The 19,082-nt window shown below is 66.7% G+C and carries 16 protein-coding genes, 1 tRNA gene and 1 pseudogene; 9 read left to right on the forward strand and 9 right to left on the reverse strand.

The window, feature by feature from the left end:
* The first annotated feature begins 51 nt into the window (after positions 1–51).
* The 7 genes and pseudogenes from OXG33_00300 (at position 52) to OXG33_00330 (ending at position 8,756) form a co-directional block, all read left to right on the forward strand.
* Positions 52–1,122 carry an aminopeptidase gene (locus tag OXG33_00300; protein ID MCY4112369.1) on the forward strand — a complete coding sequence of 357 codons (1,071 nt, stop codon included), beginning with the start codon at positions 52–54 and terminating at the stop codon, positions 1,120–1,122.
* A 337-nt stretch (positions 1,123–1,459) separates the two neighbouring features.
* Positions 1,460–3,346 (forward strand): DNA topoisomerase (ATP-hydrolyzing) subunit B, encoded by a 1,887-nt coding sequence (gyrB, locus tag OXG33_00305; GenBank protein MCY4112370.1) that lies wholly within the window; start codon positions 1,460–1,462, stop codon positions 3,344–3,346.
* 35 nt (positions 3,347–3,381) lie between these two features.
* Positions 3,382–4,371, forward strand: a complete 990-nt coding sequence (plsX, locus tag OXG33_00310) for a phosphate acyltransferase PlsX (protein MCY4112371.1) — start codon at positions 3,382–3,384, stop codon at positions 4,369–4,371.
* Between the two features lie 268 nt (positions 4,372–4,639).
* Positions 4,640–5,542: a prolyl oligopeptidase family serine peptidase gene (locus OXG33_00315; protein ID MCY4112372.1), complete on the forward strand. Its 903-nt coding sequence runs from the start codon at positions 4,640–4,642 to the stop codon at positions 5,540–5,542.
* On the forward strand, positions 5,539–6,078 hold the full coding sequence (locus OXG33_00320) for a cob(I)yrinic acid a,c-diamide adenosyltransferase (protein ID MCY4112373.1): 540 nt from the start codon (positions 5,539–5,541) through the stop codon (positions 6,076–6,078). Before OXG33_00315 ends, OXG33_00320 begins: the two co-directional genes overlap by 4 nt.
* Positions 6,079–6,378: 300 nt before the next feature.
* On the forward strand, positions 6,379–7,725 hold the full coding sequence (locus OXG33_00325) for a GTP-binding protein (GenBank protein ID MCY4112374.1): 1,347 nt from the start codon (positions 6,379–6,381) through the stop codon (positions 7,723–7,725).
* Positions 7,713–8,756 (forward strand): annotated as a pseudogene (locus OXG33_00330) (PQQ-binding-like beta-propeller repeat protein). The gene OXG33_00325 and the pseudogene OXG33_00330 overlap by 13 nt, the downstream one beginning before the upstream one ends.
* Before the next feature lie 218 nt (positions 8,757–8,974).
* On the opposite strand, the gene OXG33_00335 reads toward OXG33_00330, so the two are convergent.
* Genes OXG33_00335 through OXG33_00345 form a run of 3 tightly spaced genes read right to left on the reverse strand, consistent with a single transcriptional unit; the run spans position 8,975 to position 12,373 of the window.
* Positions 8,975–9,880 (reverse strand): ABC transporter permease, encoded by a 906-nt coding sequence (locus OXG33_00335; GenBank protein ID MCY4112375.1) that lies wholly within the window; start codon positions 9,878–9,880, stop codon positions 8,975–8,977.
* A gap of 6 nt (positions 9,881–9,886) precedes the next feature.
* Positions 9,887–10,822: an ABC transporter permease gene (locus OXG33_00340; protein ID MCY4112376.1), complete on the reverse strand. Its 936-nt coding sequence runs from the start codon at positions 10,820–10,822 to the stop codon at positions 9,887–9,889.
* Positions 10,823–10,876: 54 nt separating this feature from the next.
* Complete coding sequence (locus OXG33_00345; protein ID MCY4112377.1) at positions 10,877–12,373, reverse strand: ABC transporter substrate-binding protein; 1,497 nt, start codon at positions 12,371–12,373, stop codon at positions 10,877–10,879.
* 754 nt (positions 12,374–13,127) lie between these two features.
* On the opposite strand from OXG33_00345, the gene OXG33_00350 reads away from it, so the two are divergent.
* Entirely contained in the window at positions 13,128–13,649 is a 522-nt protein-coding gene (locus OXG33_00350; protein ID MCY4112378.1) for a DUF4395 domain-containing protein, read from the forward strand.
* Positions 13,650–13,856: 207 nt separating this feature from the next.
* Here OXG33_00350 and OXG33_00355 read toward each other — a convergent pair whose 3' ends face one another.
* The 3 genes from OXG33_00355 to OXG33_00365 all read right to left on the reverse strand — a co-directional run bounded on the left by OXG33_00355 (position 13,857) and on the right by OXG33_00365 (position 14,751).
* Positions 13,857–14,255, reverse strand: coding sequence for a hypothetical protein (locus tag OXG33_00355; protein MCY4112379.1), 399 nt, complete (start codon positions 14,253–14,255; stop codon positions 13,857–13,859).
* Complete coding sequence (locus OXG33_00360) at positions 14,233–14,484, reverse strand: AbrB/MazE/SpoVT family DNA-binding domain-containing protein (protein ID MCY4112380.1); 252 nt, start codon at positions 14,482–14,484, stop codon at positions 14,233–14,235. Before OXG33_00360 ends, OXG33_00355 begins: the two co-directional genes overlap by 23 nt.
* Positions 14,485–14,674: 190 nt before the next feature.
* A tRNA-Glu gene (locus OXG33_00365) sits at positions 14,675–14,751 on the reverse strand.
* A gap of 215 nt (positions 14,752–14,966) precedes the next feature.
* Between OXG33_00365 and ffh the strand changes: the two genes are divergently transcribed.
* A complete protein-coding gene (gene ffh / locus OXG33_00370) occupies positions 14,967–16,304 on the forward strand; it encodes a signal recognition particle protein (protein MCY4112381.1) in 1,338 nt (445 codons plus the stop codon).
* On the opposite strand, the gene OXG33_00375 is transcribed toward ffh, so the two are convergent.
* The 3 genes from OXG33_00375 to OXG33_00385 form a co-directional block, all read right to left on the reverse strand.
* On the reverse strand, positions 16,301–17,113 hold the full coding sequence (locus tag OXG33_00375) for a putative hydro-lyase (protein ID MCY4112382.1): 813 nt from the start codon (positions 17,111–17,113) through the stop codon (positions 16,301–16,303). The genes ffh and OXG33_00375 overlap by 4 nt on opposite strands.
* Before the next feature lie 268 nt (positions 17,114–17,381).
* A complete protein-coding gene (locus OXG33_00380; GenBank protein MCY4112383.1) occupies positions 17,382–18,269 on the reverse strand; it encodes a DUF4392 domain-containing protein in 888 nt (295 codons plus the stop codon).
* A gap of 70 nt (positions 18,270–18,339) precedes the next feature.
* Entirely contained in the window at positions 18,340–19,041 is a 702-nt protein-coding gene (locus OXG33_00385; protein MCY4112384.1) for a hypothetical protein, read from the reverse strand.
* Positions 19,042–19,082: the final 41 nt, after the last annotated feature.

A 19,082-nucleotide genomic window follows, 5' to 3' on the forward strand; every position in this document is an offset into this window, starting at 1 on the left:
CCAGCTTTGCCGGTGCTAGTCTGGCCCGTGCCGCGCCCAGGCTGAGGCGACATGCTCAACGACCCGCGAATCGACCGTCTGGCCGAGATCCTGGTGCATCACTCGACCAAGCTGCAGGCTGGCGAGCTGGTGGCGATCATGGGGCCGGCCGAGGCCAAGCCATTGATGCTGACCTGCTATCGCCTCGCGCTCGAGGCGGGCGCCCATCCGCGCATGAGCGTGACGTTTGAGGAGACCGAGGGGCTCTTTCTGCGCCATGCCTCCGATGAGCAGCTGAGCCACCTGGACCCGGTGCGCAAGTTCGAGGCCGACACCATCGACGCCGCCATCCGCCTCCGGGCCGCCAGCAACACGCGGGCGCTCACCAGCAGCGACACGAGCAAGATCGGCAAGGTCATGACCGCCTCGCGTCCGGTGATGAACCAGATCATCGAAAACGTGCGCTGGGTGCTGTGCGACTACCCCACCAACGCCTTCGCTCAAGAGGCCGAGATGGCGCTGGATGAATACGCCGACTTTCTCTTTGGCGCCACCAACATCGACTGGACGGCCATGGAAGCCGATCTGACCCGCATCAAGGCGCGGCTGGAAGCAGGCAGTGAGATTCGCATCGTGGGACCGGAGACGGACCTGACGCTGCGCGTGGAGGGGCGAATCTGGGAGCCGGCGGCCGGCACGCACAACATGCCGGACGGCGAAATCTTCACCGCGCCGATCGAGGATGCCACGGCGGGGCACATTCGCTACGAGTTTCCGGCCATCTACCAAGGGCGCGAGGTGCAGGGCATCCGGCTCGAGTTCGCCGGCGGCAAGATCGTGACCGCCACGGCGGACAAGGGCGAGGAGTTCCTCACGGACATTCTCGACACCGATCCTGGCGCGCGTCGACTCGGTGAGATCGGCATTGGCACCAACTTCGGCATCCAGCGCCACACCAAGAACATCCTGTTCGATGAAAAGATGGGCGGCACGGTGCACCTGGCCATTGGCCGTGCCTACGAGTTCACGGGCGGACGCAATGAGTCGGCGGTGCACTGGGACATGATCAAGGATCTGCGTCAGGACGGCGCACTGTATCTGGATGGCGAGTTGATTCAGCAAGATGGGCGATTCTTGATTTAGGACCGTCTCGCAGCCTTCGAGATAATGTAGCTACAAGACCGAAATCAGCTCGGCCTCTGAGCCAGTTTTCGTCCCAACTGTGATACCATTGAGTGTGCAAGTTGGCAGCGCGAAACGCTCACGAATCGACCAGGTGGACTGGTCTCGCGCCAATCGCCGTCCCTTCTGATTGACCCGCCAACATGCAGCTTGACCCAACCACCCACAGGCCACGCGGCGCAACATGCGCGCCGTGGCGGCTATCAGTGTCGTCTGGCCGTCCGTTCGACCGGCCGTTTGCTTAGACAAAACATCGCGCGATCCGTGAGGTCACGCGTTCGAAGGAGTAGCGAGACGAATGGCGTATAGCGCCAAGGACATTCAGGTTCTCGAAGGCCTGGAGGCGGTCCGACGGCGTCCGGGCATGTACATCGGCAGCACCGACGCGCGCGGCCTGCACCACCTGGTCTACGAGGTCGTGGACAACAGCGTGGACGAGGCGCTGGCCGGGCGCGCCAGCGAGATCGACATCACGCTGATGCCGGGCGGACGGGTGCGGGTGCGGGACAACGGCTCCGGCATTCCGGTCGACAAGCATCCGCGGGTGGGTCGCCCCGCCGTTGAGGTGGTGCTGACCAAGCTGCACGCCGGCGGCAAGTTCGACAGCGACGCCTACAAGGTCTCCGGCGGCTTGCACGGCGTCGGCGTCTCCATCGTCAACGCGTTGTCCGAGCATCTTCAGGTCGAGGTCGAGCGCGACGGATACACCTGGACCCAGGAGTACAGACACGGGCGCCCGCTCGCCGATCTCAAGCGCGGTCGGCGGACTAAAGACCACGGCACGACGATTGAGTGGATGCCGGATCCAGAGATCTTCGAGACTCTCGACCTCGACTTCGACACCCTGGTGCAGCGCTTTCGGGAAATGGCCATTCTGGTGGCCAACACGCGCATCGATCTGCGCGACGAGCGCACCGGCGATCGCCGGACCTTCTATTTCGAGGGCGGCACCAAGTCCTTCGTCAAGCTGCTGGCCCGGCGACGCACGCCGCTGCACCCCGATCCGATCTGCATTCGGGATGAGGTTGAAACGACGAAGATCGACATCTCCTTGCAGTACTGCGACACGGTTGCCGAGCAGGTGCTGACCTTCGCCAACACGATCCGCAACATCAGCGGCGGAACGCACTTGACCGGATTCCGGACGGCCCTCACCCGCACGCTGAACGAATACGCCCGCAAGCAGGGCACGCTCAAGGACAACGACTCCAACCTGACCGGCGAGGACGTGCGCGAGGGGCTCACGGCGGTGATCAGCGTCATGATTCCCGAGCCGCAGTTCGAGGGCCAAACCAAGCACCGGCTGGGCAACAGCGAGGTGGCAGGTCACGTGCAGTCGGTGGTCAACGAGCAACTGAGCACGTTCCTGCACGAGCATCCCTCCGACGCCCGCCGCATCGTCGAGAAGACCTTGCTGGCGGCGCGTGCCCGCATCGCGGCGCAAAAGGCCCGCGATCTGGTGGTGCGCAAGGGCGCCCTCGACGGCATGGCGCTGCCCGGCAAGCTGGCCGACTGCCAGGAGCGCGACCCCGACCGCTGCGAGCTGTTCATCGTGGAAGGCGACTCAGCCGGCGGCAACGCCAAGCAAGGCCGCGATCGGCGATTCCAGGCCGTGCTGCCGCTGCGCGGCAAGATTCTGAACGTCGAAAAGGCGCGCATCGACCGGGTGCTCTCCAGCGAGGCCATCCGCAACCTGATCACGGCCGTCGGCGCGGGCGTCGGCGACGAGGTCGACCTGAGCAAGCTGCGCTACGGGCGCGTGATCGTGATGACCGATGCCGACGTCGACGGGTCGCACATCCGCACGCTGCTGCTGACGTTCTTCTTTCGCAACCTTCCGGAACTCATCGACGAGGGGCACCTCTACATCGCCCAGCCGCCCTTGTTCCGCGTGGCCAACAGCCAGCGGGAGATATACGCCTTCTCGGACGATGAGCGAGATCAAGCCCTCAAGCAGATGTCCGGCAAGGTGGCCGTGCAGCGCTACAAGGGCTTGGGCGAGATGAACGCCGATCAGCTGTGGGACACCACTATGAATCCCGAGTCGCGGCACCTCCTCAACGTCGGCGTGTCGGACGCCGAGCACGCCGATGACGTGTTCAGGCGGCTGATGGGAACGGACGTTGCCGAGCGCCGCCACTTCATCTTCAATCACGCCCACGCGGTCCGAAACCTCGACATCTAGGCGGAGGTAGCGCGCTGCATCTTGTAGCTCCCCGAATCGCGCTCGATGCGATGGGCGGCGACTACGCCCCGGCGGAGACCGTGCGCGGCGCGCTGGTGGCACAACGCGAGGCCGGAGTGACGCCACTTCTGGTGGGCGACGAAGCCGCGCTCCGGGCCCAGTTGGACGCCGAAGGCGTCGAGGCGGCGCCCTGGCAGATCGTGCACGTCCCGGAGGCCGTGGCTATGGACGAGCACGCCGTCGAGGCGGTGCGCTCGCGGCGGCCGACGTCGATCCGCAAAGCGGCCGAGATGCTGAGCGCGGACGAAGTCGACGCCGTCGTGACGATGGGCCACACCGGAGCAGCTGTCGCGGCCGGCGTGCTGATCGTAGGGCGCCTGCCGGACGTCGAGCGCCCAGGGTTGGGCGTGCTGCTGCCGGCACACGATCCGCGCCCGCTCCTGATCGACGTGGGCGCCAACGCCGAGGCGCGTCCCCGGCACCTGGTGCAATTTGCCGTGATGGGTCGCGTCTACCAGGAACGCCTGCAAGGCCTTGCGAATCCCCGGGTGGGGCTGCTGAGCATCGGTGAGGAGGAGTCCAAGGGGAACACGCTGGTGCATGAGGCTTCGGCCATGCTGGCGTCAAGCAACCTGAACTACATCGGACACCTGGACCCGGCCCACATCTTCCACGGTGAGGCCGACGTGATCGTGTGCGACGGGTTCACCGGCAACGTGGTGATCAAAACGGCGGAAGCCACGGCCGAATACGCCTTTGGCGAGTTGCGGGTCGAGATTCTGCGGCGCCGGCTGGCGAAGCTCGCGGCGCTTGGCCTGCGGCCGGCGTTTCGCGCGCTGCGGCGGCGAATCGACTATGCCGAGATCGGCGCCACGCCACTCCTCGGACTCAAGGGCCTGCTGCTGATCGGCCATGGCCGGTCCAAGGCGCCCGCCGTGACCAACGCGCTGCTGGCGGCCGATCGCGCGGTGCGCGCGCAACTGGTGCCGACCATCGCATCCGGACTGGAAGCCGCGACCGCCTAGCGCCTCGGGTCGACCGTCGGCGGGCGGTGATCCCGTACTGCCCGATGTGTCGCCTTGCCCACGGCAACCGAACCGTTCACATGCCACGATGGGGGCCACCGATGTGCCCGGTTGCTCGCCGAGTTCGCCAAGTCCGGCGGCAGCCGCTGACGTCACGGCGCCGCATGGTGCACGTTCAATGAGACCCATGACTCGCTCGAATGACCAACACTCCTTGCCGTCATTCCGGCTTTCGCGACGCCGTCTGCTGCGGGGCGGCGGCCTGGCATTGGCAGCCGGCACCGCGCAGGCCTGCGACGCGTGGTCGGTGGTGGGCAACGCCGACGACCGGTATCCGGGCGGATCGCCGTTCGCCATCGAGGCGCTGCGCGCGCGGGACTACCGCGCCGGCGACATCCGCTTGCACCGCACGCTCAACCAGCGCCCCCGCTATACGACCTACGCCATGACGTACCGCTCAGACGAACTGCTGCTCACCGGGGTGGCCACGATCCCGAATTCAGCCGGTCCGCACCCCGTCGTCGTGCTGAACCACGGGTTCACGCTTCCCGTGCAGTACCGGAGCGGGGACGGCACGCGCGCCTTGGCCACCGAGCTGACGCCGAGAGGTTTCATCACGCTGGCCAGCGACTATCGGGGCCTTGGCGGCTCCGAGGACGATTCGCGCATGAACCTCGGCGCACGGCTGGACTTCGCGATCGACGTGCTCAACCTTGTCGCCTCGATCCCCTCGCTGCCGGACGCCCAGCACGAGCGCGTGGGCATGTGGGGCCACAGCCTGGGATGCGATCTGGCGCTGCGCGCCGCCGAGGTGGACGCACGCGTGCAGCCGGTGGGCATGTGGGCGCCGCTGAGCGCGTGGGCCGAGGACTTGGTCGACTACTACCGGCTGCCCACGCTGTCGTCGTCGGAAGACCTGCGTCACGCCCTATCGCCGGGCAATTTTCTGGAATACCTGGTGGGGCCGGTGACCATCCACCAGGGTGCGGCAGACCTGGCCGTCAAGCCGCGCTGGGCGGAACGGCTGCACGAGGCGCTCGAAGAGGCGGGCGTGGCGAGCGAGCTGACCATTCATCCCGGCGTCGGGCACTACCTGACCCGGAACGCGCGCCGGGCAGTGACGGCAACGGCGGACTTCTTCGAGCGCGAGCTCCTGCAGGACGCCCAGTGACGACGCACCACGGCGACCACGGCGAAACGAGCCTGTTCGACGGCACCCGTGTGGAGAAGGTCGATGCGCGGATCGAGGCGCTGGGCGCGGTGGACGAGCTCAACTCGTGGCTGGGATTCGCTGCGGCGCAGCCGGACGTCGCCGGAGTGGGCGACCGGCTGCGCTGGGTCCAGGAGCGGCTGCTGGAGGTCGGCGCCGACCTGGCAAATCCCGGCGGCCGCGCTCGCAGCACCTCACTGTCAACAGGGTCCCTGCAGGAGTTGGATGGCTGGCTCGCCGAATACCGCGACGCGCTGCCGCCGCTGCGGCATTTCATCCTGCCCGGCGGGCACCCGCTGGCCGCCGCGCTGCAAGTGGCCCGCTCGGTGTGCCGCCGCGCCGAGCGCGGCGTGTGGCGCGTGGTGACGGATCCCGCGCCGGACGGCTCGCCGGTGTTTCTCAACCGATTGTCCGACGTGCTCTTCGAGATGGCCCGCGCCGCCAACGCCGCCTCGGGCACCCAAGACCCGCAGTGGCGCGGACGGACGGACAGCTAGAGAGTCTGCCTTCCTCCGACATCGATGAGCGTTCTTAAGGAGGGGCGTGCGAGACTCCCTGCCGCCCACCTTGCTGACGTCTGCTGAGAATCGCCCTCTTGCCCTGCTCGTCGATTGGTCCGGGAGACCCCCGCCCACCAGGCGCCGCCATGGGGCCGCAGTCGTCGAGGCTATCTGAGTTGCATCGACGCCTGAACGCGCCGAGCCTGATCGCTGGTTGAGAGCGGCAGCGGCGGTGTGTACCATCCGAAAGTCTCTAATTGAGACTATATCTCAACAAAATCCGAGAGAGGGTCCTGTATGTACACGGAGAGCAAAGTACCGGTCACCATCCTCACCGGCTTCCTCGGCTCGGGTAAGACGACCCTGCTCAATCGGATCTTGACTGAGGAGCACGGCAAGCGCATCGCCGTGGTCGAGAACGAGTTCGGGGAGGTGGGCATCGATCAGGCGCTCGTCATCAACGCTGACGAGGAAATTTTCGAGATGTCGAACGGTTGCATCTGCTGCACGGTGCGCGGAGACCTGATTCGGGTTCTCGGCAATCTCAATAAGCGCCGCGACAAATTCGACTATGTGCTGGTGGAGACCACGGGGCTGGCCGATCCCGGTCCAGTCGCTCAGACGTTCTTCATGGACGACGAGATAGATGCGGCGTACTCGCTTGACGGGATCGTCACGCTGGTCGATGCCGCCCACATCGAGCAGCAACTCGGCCGAAGCGACGAAAGCACGGAGCAAATCGCGTTTGCAGACGTCCTGGTGCTCAACAAGACGGACCTGGTCAACGGCGAGGCGCTCGACGGGCTCGAGACTCGGCTCCGAGACATGAATCGAATGGCGCGAGTCGTGCGCAGTGAGCGGGCGGACGTTTCCGTCGACACTGTCCTCAACCTCGGCGCCTTCGACCTGGATCAGGTGCTCGAGCGTCGTCCCACCTTTCTCGAGCCGGAGTATCCGTTCGAGTGGACCGGCGTCTATTCGCTCGATGTCGGCCGCTACGAACTCTGCCTCGCCGATGGACCCGATCCGGAGATGTCGCTCGTCGTCGTGTCCGAGCAGGGCACGGATGACGCCACTCTCCGTGAGCGCGCGGAGTGGTGTGTGCGGCGATACGCCGAACCCGCGGAGCTCATTCGCCCAGGCGAAGAGATTCCTTTCGGAAAGCACGCGAACCTCCGGCTCGATTCCCCAGGGTGCAAGTCGTTCGTCTTGGAAGTCGATTCGCCAATGCGGGTTGGCCTCTACGCCCAGCACCTCGCGGAGGAGTTCGATCTCCGACTGACAAACGCGGATCGCGCGGCGGTCCCCGCCGAGGTCGAGCGAATCTGGGTCGCACAGCATGAGCACGACGACGAAGTGGGCTCGATCGCGATCGAGATTGAGGGCGACGTCGATCCCGACCGGCTCAACCTGTGGCTTGGCGAGCTGCTCCGTGAACGCGGGGTGGACATCTTCCGCATGAAGGGCTTCATCAGCCTCGCGGGTGAGTCGCGTCGCTTCGTCTTCCAAGGGGTTCACATGCTCTTTGACGGCCAGCCGGATCGCGAATGGGGCGAGGCGCCCCGCCGCAATCAACTCGTATTCATCGGCCGCAACCTCGATGGGCAGAGCATGCGCCAGGGATTCGAGGCTTGTCTGGTTTGAACGTCGACGGCCCGAGGGGTGATCTTCGCCCGGGCTGGACCGCGGGGGTCGGTGACTACGCCATCGCCGGGGGCTGGACCGTTCGCGGTGAGGCGCTGGTGGTCGGTGATGCCGCGGGTGGCGTCTTCGCGTTCGACGGCAAGTCTGGCGCGACCATCTGGGCGCAGCCTGATGTCCACCAAGGCGGAGTGCTCGCGCTGGCAATCCACCCAAGCAGACCCGCGTTCGCTACGGCGGGTCAGGACGGCCGAGTCCTCGTCTGGAGCGCCGCCGATGGTCAGGTCAACCAGGCGATCGTCGTCGGAAGCGATTGGGTTGAAAACGTGGCATGGTCGCCGGACGGTCGGTGGTTGGCGGCCTCCTGCTCCCGGCAGGTTTGCACCTACGGTGCGGATGGCGTGCAAACCTGGCGGTCTCCTGATCATCCCAGCACCGTCAGCGCAATCGCGTGGTCCGGCGCCGACGAGTTGGCGACGGCCTGCTACGGCCGGGTGACGTTCTTGGACGCGTCCACTGGGGAGCTTCGCCAGCAGCTGGAGTGGATGGGCTCCCTGGTGTCGATGGTATTGAGCCCGGACGGAGATATCGTGGCCTGCGGCAGCCAGGACAACTCGGTGCACTTCTAGCGTCGCTCGACGGAGCAGGACTCCATGATGTCGGGATATCCGGCCAAGCCGTCGGCCCTGGCATTCGATGACACCGGCACCCTGTTGGCCACCGGCGGCGGGGAGGAAGTGACGGTGTGGAGCTTCCAGGGACAGGGGCCCGAAGGCACCCGGCCCGGCGTTCTGGACCTTCATGTTGAACCCGTCACGACGCTTGCCTTCGCTCCGGGCGTGAGGCGCCTGGCATCGGGGGACCGCGATGGCGCCGTGGTTGTGTGGTCGCTGCAGAAAGATGGACAAGGCGGCCCGATAGGGGCTGCGGACTTGGCGGGCGAAGTGGCGGACGTCTACTGGCGGCCAGACGGGCGCGCGCTTGCGGCGCTCGACGCGCGGGGCGGCGTGACAGCCTGGCGAATAGGACGATAGGAGGGCCGCATGGCCCGCGTCCGCGCAGGTCTGCGCGGCGATGCGGGCATCGACTTATCACGCACCAACGCAGCTGAACCGTGTCCCACCGACGATCACGAACGCGAGCCCAAGCCAGTCCTCGCTGGCAATGTGCCTTGCCGCAACGAACGCAAGCAGCACTGAGACTCTGGGCCGGCCTGAACCGGCTAGCCCCAATGCACCTTCATCCTCGTCGGTCAGTCCCCTAGGCGTCGGATGCGGGGGTCCAACAGGTCCCGCAGGCCGTCACCCAGCAGATTGAACCCCAACACCGCCACAAAGATGGCCGCTCCCGGCAGCAGCAGGAGATGCGGCGCGGTTTGCAGGTGCGGGCGGGCGTCGCTGAGCATGGCGCCCCACTCCGGTGTGGGCGGCTGCGCCCCCAGCCCCAGGAAGCTGAGACCGGCGATTCCCAGGATGATCCAGCCGACATCCAGGGAGGCGAGCACGACGATTGGGCCGACGATGTTTGGCGCGATGTGCCGGAGGATGATGCGCGGGTTACTGGCCCCAGCGGCCCGTGCCGCCGTCACGTACCCCATTTGTCGCTCCCCCAGGGTGATCCCGCGAATAATGCGGGCGTGGCCCACCCACCACACGGCGCCAACTGCCAGCAGCAGGTTGAGCAGACCGGGACCCAAGACTCCCGCCACGGCCAGCGCCAAGATCAGCGAAGGAAAGGCCAACAGCAGGTCCACGACCCCCATCAGCGCCGTGTCCGGCCAGCCGCCGTAGTATCCGGACAGCATGCCCACGGTCACGGCGACGGTCATGCTGAGGATCAGGGTTGCCGCGGCAGCCAGCAGCGTGGTGCGCGCGCCGTGGATCATTCGGCTGAAGGTGTCCCGACCCAGATGATCGGTGCCCAACGGGTGCTCCGGCGACGGAGCGAGCAACCGTTTGGGCAGGTTGATTTCGGTTGGATCAGCCAGCGGGCTCCAGGGCGCCAACAATCCCGCCGTCAGCAGGGACACCACCAGAAAAAGCCCCAGGGCGGTCCCCGGCTCCCGCAGCAGCGAAATCCACTGTCTGCGGCGGCGCGGACCGGTGATGGCCGGCCGGTGGGGAAGTCGTACCCCAGCGCGTCCAGCATTCGTCGTCATCGGCCGCTACGCATTGCCCCGTTCGAAGCGCAGGCGCGGGTTCGCGAGGCGCAGGGCAATGTCAGCCGCAAGGTTGGCCAGCAGCACTACTACGGCAAGGTAGGTTACGAACCCCTGTACCACCGGGTAGTCCCGGGTCAGGGCCGCGCCCACGATCAACTGCCCCAAGCCCGGCCAGGTGAATATCGTCTCAATGATGACGGCGCCGCCGAGAAGGTGCGCCACCATTACCCCAGTCGCTCCAATGGCCGGCAGCAGCGCGTTGCGCAGGGCATGCCCCACGATTACGGCCTGTTCAGACAGCCCCTTGGCCCGCGCCGTGCGGATGTAGTCCTGCCCCAGGACTTCCAGAATGCTGGCGCGTATCAGCCGCGTCAGCTGAGCCATCGGGGCTAGCGACAGGGCGATGGCCGGAAGCACGATTTGAGCAGCCGAACCGTAGCCCACGGCGGGCAACCAGGACAGTTTCACCGCGAACAGAATGATCAGCCCGAAGGCCAAGGCGTAGGACGGCGCCGCCGCGCCCACCAGCGCCGCCAAGCGTACGATGACATCCAGGGCGCCGCCCCGTCGCCGGGCGGACAGAACGCCCATGGGCACGGCGAGCAGGAGCGCCAGGCCCAAAGCAGCCGCCGTGAGCAAGGCCGTTGGGACCGTGCAGCGCGCCAACTGGGCGGCCACGGGCTGTTCCGTCAGGTAGGAGCGGCCCATGTCGCCCCCTAGCGCCCGGGACATCCAGCTAACGTATTGCGCCGGGAGGGGAGCGTCGAGACCAAGTTCGGCACGCATGGCAGACACGGCGGCCGGGCTGGGCATCTGGCCGGGGTTGCGCTGGTGCAGCACGGTCTCGGCAGGATCGCCCGGCGCCAGATTCAGCAGCGCGAAGCTGACCGCCGAGATTCCGAGGAGCAGCAGCGGCAGCGTGACCAACCGTCGGGCCACGTATGCTCCCATGCCGGAGAGGCTCTTGGCGCCCCCGCTATCCCGCTACCTCGCTCACGCTTTCAGACCGATGCGATGGTCGAAGAAATAGAGATTGGCCGGGTGCGGCTCGAAATCGGTGACCCGCTTGCTGACACCGTAGACCAGGTAGGGGTGCGCCACCGGCAGGAGCGCGGTTTCGGATGCAACAACATCCAGCGCCCGGCAGGCAATTTCCTGGCGTTGCTGGGTGTCGGCCACGCTCGATGCGCTGCTGATGATGTTCTCCAGCTCGGCGCTGTGGAAGTGGCCGTAGTTGTTGGCGCCGCTACCGGAGGCGTCGGCGCTGACCCCGACAAACTTGCCGATGTTCTGGATGGGGTCTCCAGCCTCCACCACGTTGTTGTACCACCCGAAGAGATCCCAGCCGGGATCCTTCACAACCGACCATTCGGTGATCAGCACCTCGGCCTTGATGCCCACGTCGGCCAGCATGGCCTGGGCGGCTTCGGCCATGACGGGCAGCTGGAACCGCTCGGGGTAACCGCCGATGACGATTTCCAGAGGACTGCCGTCTTTGTCCACAAACCCGTCGTCGTCGGTGTCGACGTAGCCGGCCTCGGTCAGTAGTTCGCGGGCCTGAGCAGGGTCGAAACCCGGGGTGGTGACGCCGGGGCAGGACGCGAGGGCATCGGGCAACAGGAAGTCGGCAAATGACCCGGATCCGGCAGGCGCAATCAGCCCCGCGATGCTCTCGCGATCAATGGCAAGGCTCACCGCCCGGCGCACCAGAGGATCGGACAGCGCCGGCCGCTCGAAGTTGACCCACCAGATCACCGCCGCGGCGCCTATTCCGGCGGTACGACTCTCCAATTCGGGATGGGCGTCTATAGTCTGGGCCCCTTCCGGGGATATGTTGACGGCAACGTCGATGTCGCCGGCCTGCAGGGCCAGTTCCCTGCTGTTGGTGTCCGGAATGGCGAAGTGTTCGATGCCGGCCAGCGGCGGAGCACCGCCCCAGTAATCGTCATTGGCAACGCTGCTGAGGCGTTCCTTCTGGATGTACTCGGTGGGAATGTAAGGCCCCGTCAGGGCGCGGGCCTGCAGAAAGTTGTCCTCGCCGGCGGCGTCGGCAGCCGCGGCATCGGTAATGGCCACCGCCGGATTGGTCAGCAGGCCGGGCAGCGTGGGTCGAGGCTCCAGCGTGGTGATGGTGATGGTCTGCTCGTCGTTCACCGCGATGCTCTCGATCCCCAGCGCGTTCGCGGACGCTTCCGATAGCCGGATCGTTCGTTCCAGCGACGCCTTCACCGCTTCCGCATCCATCACCGCGCCGTTGTGGAACCTCACGCCGGACCGCAGGTCGATTCGCCAAGCTAACGGGTCCACGTCCGTGGCTGCCGTCGCCAGCCATGGCACCGGCCTGAAATTGGTGGGAGACAGGCGGAAGAGGTTTTCGGACATCCCGGATTGACTGGCAACCCAACCGCCCCGCACCGGGTCCAGCGGGCTGTCAAGCCAGATGACGCCGGCCTTCAGGGTGGGACGTGCCGCATCGACGCTGGCGCCCACCGAAGCTTCTTCGGCCTTGGCGGTCGGAGCTGTCGGCTGTCGAGCTGTTTCGGCTGCTGGAGAAGGCTTGTGCGGAGCCGTGGTTGCTGCCGGGGGCGGCGGCGCTGCCGTCGGCGAGGTGGCCGCGGAAGTCACGGGCGCCGATGTTGCAGCCGCTGCCGGACTGTCGGCGGTCTCCCCGCAGGCCACGGCCAGTGGCAGAGCCAGAGCCGCCACGAGCGTAAGCGCCATTCGTCGAATCATCTCCTACTCACCCTTCGTGTTATTGAGATGTTATCTCAATAAGGAGCCTGTCACACGGGGAGGGTCGGCGCAAGTCACTGTGGCAAGTGAGCCGGTGCAGCTATGAGAGCAGTCTCACCAGGAACGGCGAGCGCCCCTCGTTCTGTCAGCCGGCGTTCGCCAGCTTGGAGTTCACGGAGAAGAGTTAGGAAGACCCGGCGCGAGGCGCGCTCGTCCAGCGCGTGGCCTTGCCGGCGCCCTGAGCCAGTGGCGCCCCGTGCCGGACGTTGCCATGCTTCAGGCGCTCGGCCTCTCTTGGTGCAACGTCACGGCGGCGGACGCGGCCTTCTCCGCGCACATCACGCCGGGGTCGCCCCATCCCGCCAGTTCAACCCCGGAGCGCGCCGACTATTCCAACTGCTTGATCGGCTGGCGACGCGCCAGAGGTTGCCGGTTCGGTGTGCCGCCACAGCGCCGAATGTGAACCGATGTATGATCTCGGCCTAAATGCGCAGGAGGCGAGGCTCAACCAGTGATTACGCAGCGCCTAGACGAACATATTCCACATTGGCTTCGCAATATCTTCAGCTTTCCGAATCCGGTCAACGAAGTAGCTGCAAGAATCGTAGCCGGAATGGTAGTCATCCTGTCCATTGCTGTATTGGTAACCGGTCAGTGGTGGCTGATGTTCATTCTTGCGTATGGCTTTCTGGCGAGAGTAGCCACCGGCCCTACGCTTAGCCCAATGGGCCTGCTGGCGACCAGGGTGATCGCGCCGCGGATCGCCAAAGAGCGGCTAGTCCCCGGGCCGCCCAAGCGCTTTGCGCAAACGGTGGGGCTTATTTTCTCCATCACCGCGCTGGTGCTGCACTTCGCCGCCGGATTGTCGGTGGCGGCCGGCGCCGTATTGGCCGTGCTGACCGTGTTTGCCGCGCTTGAGTCATTTCTGGGTTTCTGCGCCGGATGCTTTGTGTTCAACTACATGATTCGCTGGGGGTTGGTGCCGAAGTCGGTCTGCGAGGAATGCCTCAAGTTTGACTCGACGCGGACATAGGCGGCTCTTCGACCACCGGCTCACTCGCTCCGTATCGCACGAGCATTGGCGGGGCGCATCGCGGTTTGACAGCCTAAATCGATCCGCGCTGCCCTTCGGCGTGACCGAGCTCCTCGAGCAACGGCCGCGGCGGGAAGAGGCAGGTGACGTCGGTGGCCTGTCGTTGAGGCCAGGGCTGTTCAGCTTCTACCGCCGCAAGACTTTCGTCTAGAGGCGTTGCGCCCCGGAGAGGGAAGCCATACTGCGATCCAACGTCAGGGTCTCCAAGCCGGCTTGGGAATAGTCATTGACGATCAGTCGGTCGAAGAGGCCGGGATCGCCCGTCGCCGAGAGGGCTTCGAGCACGGCTGGGCCGTTCAGGGGAGCGACGAGACCGCTGGTCAGCGCATCCAGAAGCCCGGATCGGGCGTCGGCACTGGCGACGCCGTAGTGGTGCATGAGTGCCGCGAAGGCCTCGCCGATGGCCTGATTGGATGCGAAGACCTCACATCCCCGCTCCTCAATCAGGCCGCCAAGCCGGCTCACGCAGCGCTCGAAGTCCTCTTGCGGTTCTCTCGCGACCAACCTGACCAAGATCGAAGTGTCAACTCCGGAGCGAAGGGCCATGCCCTTGCTCCCTTTGGTCCCTGAACTTGCGGATATCGAAGGGCGGAGTTCCGGGCTTTATCTTGTCGCTGAGGGTTCCTAGCTTGGAATAGTCGATCCGTTTTGGGCGTAGGGTGAACCCATCGGGTCCCTCCAGCAGCTCCAGCCGGTCCCCTGGCCCCACGCCAAGTTCGTCCAGTACGCGCTTGGGAAAGGTGACCTGACGCTTCGAGGTGATCTTGACGAGCATGGCAGCCTCCTTACGTTCATGATATTCGGGTAAGGCAGGCGGGGCAACTGGCGTAATCGTGCGGGGCGTCCACGTTGAACAACCCGGGCGCGCAGGTGATCTGCGGCGCCTGCGCCCAGCGGCGGCGTCCGGCAGGTCGGCGACGGCTTTCTTCAACCGCGGAGGCGTACTCGTCGCATGACTCGATGACTGGTAGGGCATGCGGGATTCGAACCCGCGATCTCCGCCTTGAGAGGGCGGTGTCCTAGGCCGCTAGACGAATGCCCCATGCGGCGTTGCGCCGCCCGCCATGCTACCGAAACGGCAATGCACGGTGCAGCCGCGTAGAATCGACGGACGTAGGTCACCGTGCTTGCTGGGGCCTGCACCCTCACCCTAACCCTCTCCCGTCAAGGGAGAGGGGATCGGACCAAATTCGCTAGCCTCATCAGCAGCGGCCGGGATTCGCAGGAGGACCGCCACGCCTAGCCAGACGAGCACAGATGTTTGACACGCTGACCGAGCGGTTGGGGGGCGTGTTTGAGCGCCTGGGGCGCCGCGGGCGGCTTTCCGAGAAGGATGTCACCGCCGCCCTGCGCGAGGTGCGCATGGCGCTGCTCGAGGCCGACGTCAACTTCAAGGTGGCGCGGGATCTGGTGGCGGGCATCCGCGAGCGCGCCGTGGGCGCCGAGGTCCTCGAGAGCGTCACGCCCGCGCAGCAGGTCATCAAGATCGTCAACGATCAGCTGGTCGAGCTTCTGGGCACCGAAGCGGTGCCGCTGGCGACCGCCTCGACCCCGCCCACGGTCGTGATGCTGGTGGGTCTGCAGGGATCGGGCAAGACCACGACGGCGGCCAAGCTGGCGCTGGGCGCCAAGGGACGCGGCGGCACGCCGCTGCTGGTGGCCGCGGACACGCAGCGTCCCGCCGCGATTGACCAGCTCGTCACGCTGGCTGGGCAGGTTGATCTGCCGGTCCACGAGGAGGGCACCCGGCCCGCGCCGCTGGATATCGCCGTCAACGGCGTGACTCGCGCGCAAGCCGAAGGCCACAGTCACGTGATCCTCGACACCGCCGGCCGCCTGCAGGTGGACGACGCGCTGATGGACGAGATCGGGCGCATCTCGAAGCGCATCAAGCCCGACGAGACGCTGTTGGTCGCCGACTCCACCACGGGCCAGGAGGCGGTGGCCGTGGCCGAGGCATTCCATGCCCGCAGCCCGCTCACGGGACTGATCCTGACGAAGCTCGACGGCGACGCGAGGGGCGGCGCGGCGCTGTCAGTGCGAGCCGTGACCGGTGTGCCGATCAAGTTCGTCGGCACGGGTGAGGCCATCGAACCGCTGGAGACGTTCCATCCCGACCGCATGGCCTCACGAATCCTGGGGATGGGCGACGTGCTGTCGCTGGTCGAGCGGGCCGAGCAGGTCATCGACGAGCGCCAGGCCAAGGAGATGCAGCGCAAGATGCGCGAGGCCTCCTTTGGGCTGGACGATTTCCTGGATCAGCTGGAGCAGGTGAAGAAGATGGGGTCGCTGAGCCAGGTGATGAGCATGCTGCCGGGCATGAGCGGCGCGCTGAACGATCCGGAGGTTCGGCAGGCGGTTGAGGGCGAGGGACTGCGCCGATTCGAGGCGATCATCCTCTCCATGACGCCCCAGGAACGCGCGTCGCCGGACATCATCACGGGCCGTCGGCGGCGGCGCATCGCGGCTGGCAGCGGCACGTCGGTGCAGGACGTGAACCAGCTGCTCAAGCAGTTCAAGCAAGCCCGCCAGATGATGCAGATGATGAGCAGCGGCAAGATGCCGGCCGGTCTCAAGGGGTTGTTTGGAGGCTAGGCGAGCGCCGGCGCGTCGCCGGCAAGCTCGTGGTCGCGCCAGTCGGTCACGAACATGTGGCCGGGGGCATGGGTGATCATCAGTGGCGGACGCGAGGCCTGCGCCACGGCCTGGGGCGTGACGCCGCACGCCCAGAAGACCGGCACTTCGTCTCGGCGCATCTCGACCGGATCGCCCCAATCCGGCGCCGCGATATCGGCAATACCCAGCGCCGCTGGGTCACCGGCGTGCACGGGCGCCCCGTGCACGCGCGGGTAGCGGGCCGAGATTTCGTGGGCTTCGTCCACTCGATCGGCCGGGATGGGGCGCATGCTCACGACCATGGGACCGGCGAACGGTCCGACGGGCGTGCAGTCGACCGAGGTGCGGAACATCGGCACGATCACATCCTGCTCAAGGTGGCGTAGAGGGATTCCGGCGTCATGCAGCGCGGCCTCGAACGTGAAGCTGCAGCCGAGCAGAAACCCCACCAAGTCGTCGCGCCAGTGCGCCAGCGAATCGGTGGGCTCCCCGCCGCGCGCCTCTCCGTCAACGTATACGCGGTAGCGCGGGGCGTCGCGGCGGATGTCGGCACCGGGAGCGAATCGAAGCGGCTCGGCATCGCCAACCGCGGTGCGCTCCAGCAGCGGGCACGGTTGTGGATTGGCGATGCAAAAGGCCTCGAAGTCGTCGGCCAGTGCCGCCGGCAGCATGACCAGGTTGGCCTGGACGTAGCCCGGGGCCAGACCGGCGGTGGTCGCGGTCCACGAGCCATCGCGGCACGCCGCCCGCACGGCCGCGCCGGTTTCGAGTCGTTCCGTGATCGCCATGCCCGCGTCCGTGGCCGATTTCCCCCTCATCCTAACCTTCTCCCACCAGGGGAGAAGGGACCGGACCGCCCCTACCTGCGGCCTATTGCAATCGACGGGACCGGGTCTAAGGTTCTGCGCGATGCCAAGCCTCGAGCGCGCCGATGGCTTCGTGCGGACTGGATTCCGGCTTCCGCCGGAATGACGGAGGAGTCACGCGAAGGCCTCGCGACGTGAGACGGGACTGGACGCTCCTCGCACGTTGGTGAAAACGGTCGACGGGACCGGGTTATGCCGCGCCTGAGGCTCCTCGGCAGCGTTCGACGATCTCCCGCAGCCGATCAAGCATCTGCGCGTTGACCTGGTGCGAGTGGCCGTCGACCATGGCGGAGTTCGAGCGGGACATGCCGTCCACCGCGCCGGCCGCCACCAGCCGCTCGATCCAGGCCGCCTCGGTGGCGCCGTCGGGCAGCGTGTCGCGCCCGGTCACGATATCCAGCATGGCGACGAGGCCGTAGGCGCCCCAGTTGCTGACCTCGGCCAGCAGCAGGTGCGACGCGCGGGTCACGCTGACGCCGGGAATGAGGCCTTTGGCCTGGAGGTAGGGCGCGATGGCGCCCATGCCGATCTCGTTGCCGCCGTCGCCGACCGCCACCGAGAGTGGCGCGCGCATCAGCGGGTCCAGCGCGGCGGCGATGCCGGTAATGTCCTCGCCGCGCATGGTCAATCGACGCCCGTCCGCCGTGGTACCCGGCCGCTCGATCGCCACCACCAGATCGGGCGCGTACTCACGGCGCAACGCTTCGCATGCCTCCTCGGCGCCGCGTTCGGTGCACGGGGCGGCAATGACCGGGCCGACATCGGCAAGCAGCGCATCCACCACGGGTACCGTGGTGTCGCAGGCCACCGTGACCACGTCCCACCCCAGCGCGGAAAGCGTCAGGCCGACCGCCATCGCTCCGGGAGGTCCGTCGGTCTCTCCAATCCCGCCGACTGGAAATCCGGTCAGGAGCATGGCCTGGGCGGGCGGGCGATCCGCGATGGCTACGGCTGCCCGGGCATAGGCGTCCTCCGGAAGAAGGCCACGACAAGCGCCTAGTCCACGGCTGTCCGTCGGGAAAACAGCATCGGCGATTTCAACGGCAACAGCGGCACGGCGATTCTGGCTCGTCGTCATTCAGGTGGATTCTCAATCGTCGGTCCGGGGAGCATACGCGACGCGGGTTGGCGTTTGGCGACGCACTTTTTCAGGTTCCGCCAATGACGCCGAACGCGGCCAAGCCGCCGAGGAAGAGCACGGTGCCGGAAAGCGCCACGAGAGCCTCGGTGCGGGCGATCCCCCGAGGCAGCAGGGCCATGACCCCCATGTTCACCGCCGCATGTATGGGTATGAGGGCGATCACCAGCAGCGGCCACCGCGCGACGAGCAGCGTGAAGCCAATGTGCGCGGCGCCGGCGAACAGCCGCTCGACGACGCCCCAGGCGGGCGCGATCTCGCGGTCGAGACCCATCGCGGCGAGCTCTTGTCGCGCCTCCAGCGCCTTGGGGTCGTCACGCCGCAGGAGCGCGAGCCGGACGAATCCGACCTGGATCCCGTAGACGGCCTCGATCGCCGCCCAGCCGGCCCCGACGGCGTAGGCCGTCGCGAAATCCTGGCTGGCCGCGAGCACGACGCCCAGCCGCACCAACTCTTCGGTCGGCCCCGCCAGTGCGGGCGTCCAGCGGCGCATGACGTCCACGCCGGCGCCGAGTCTCCGCAGACCCAGGACGACCGGCAGGCGCAGCACCAGCGCCAGCACCCATCCCAGCGCCCCTGCTCCGAACCAGCCCCACGGCACGTCATAGCCCAGCCAGACAGGAACAGAGACCAGCGCGGCGGTTGCGGCGAGGGCGCCTGCGCCGCCCGCCGCGTGCCCCAGAATCCCCCGCAACGGCGTCCGGCTTGTCATGCGCGCGGCCCGCGAGCGGAGTCCTCGTCTGCTGACCAGTT

The organism is Chloroflexota bacterium (assembly GCA_026708035.1).
In the GTDB taxonomy this organism is placed as follows: domain Bacteria; phylum Chloroflexota; class UBA11872; order UBA11872; family UBA11872; genus JAJECS01.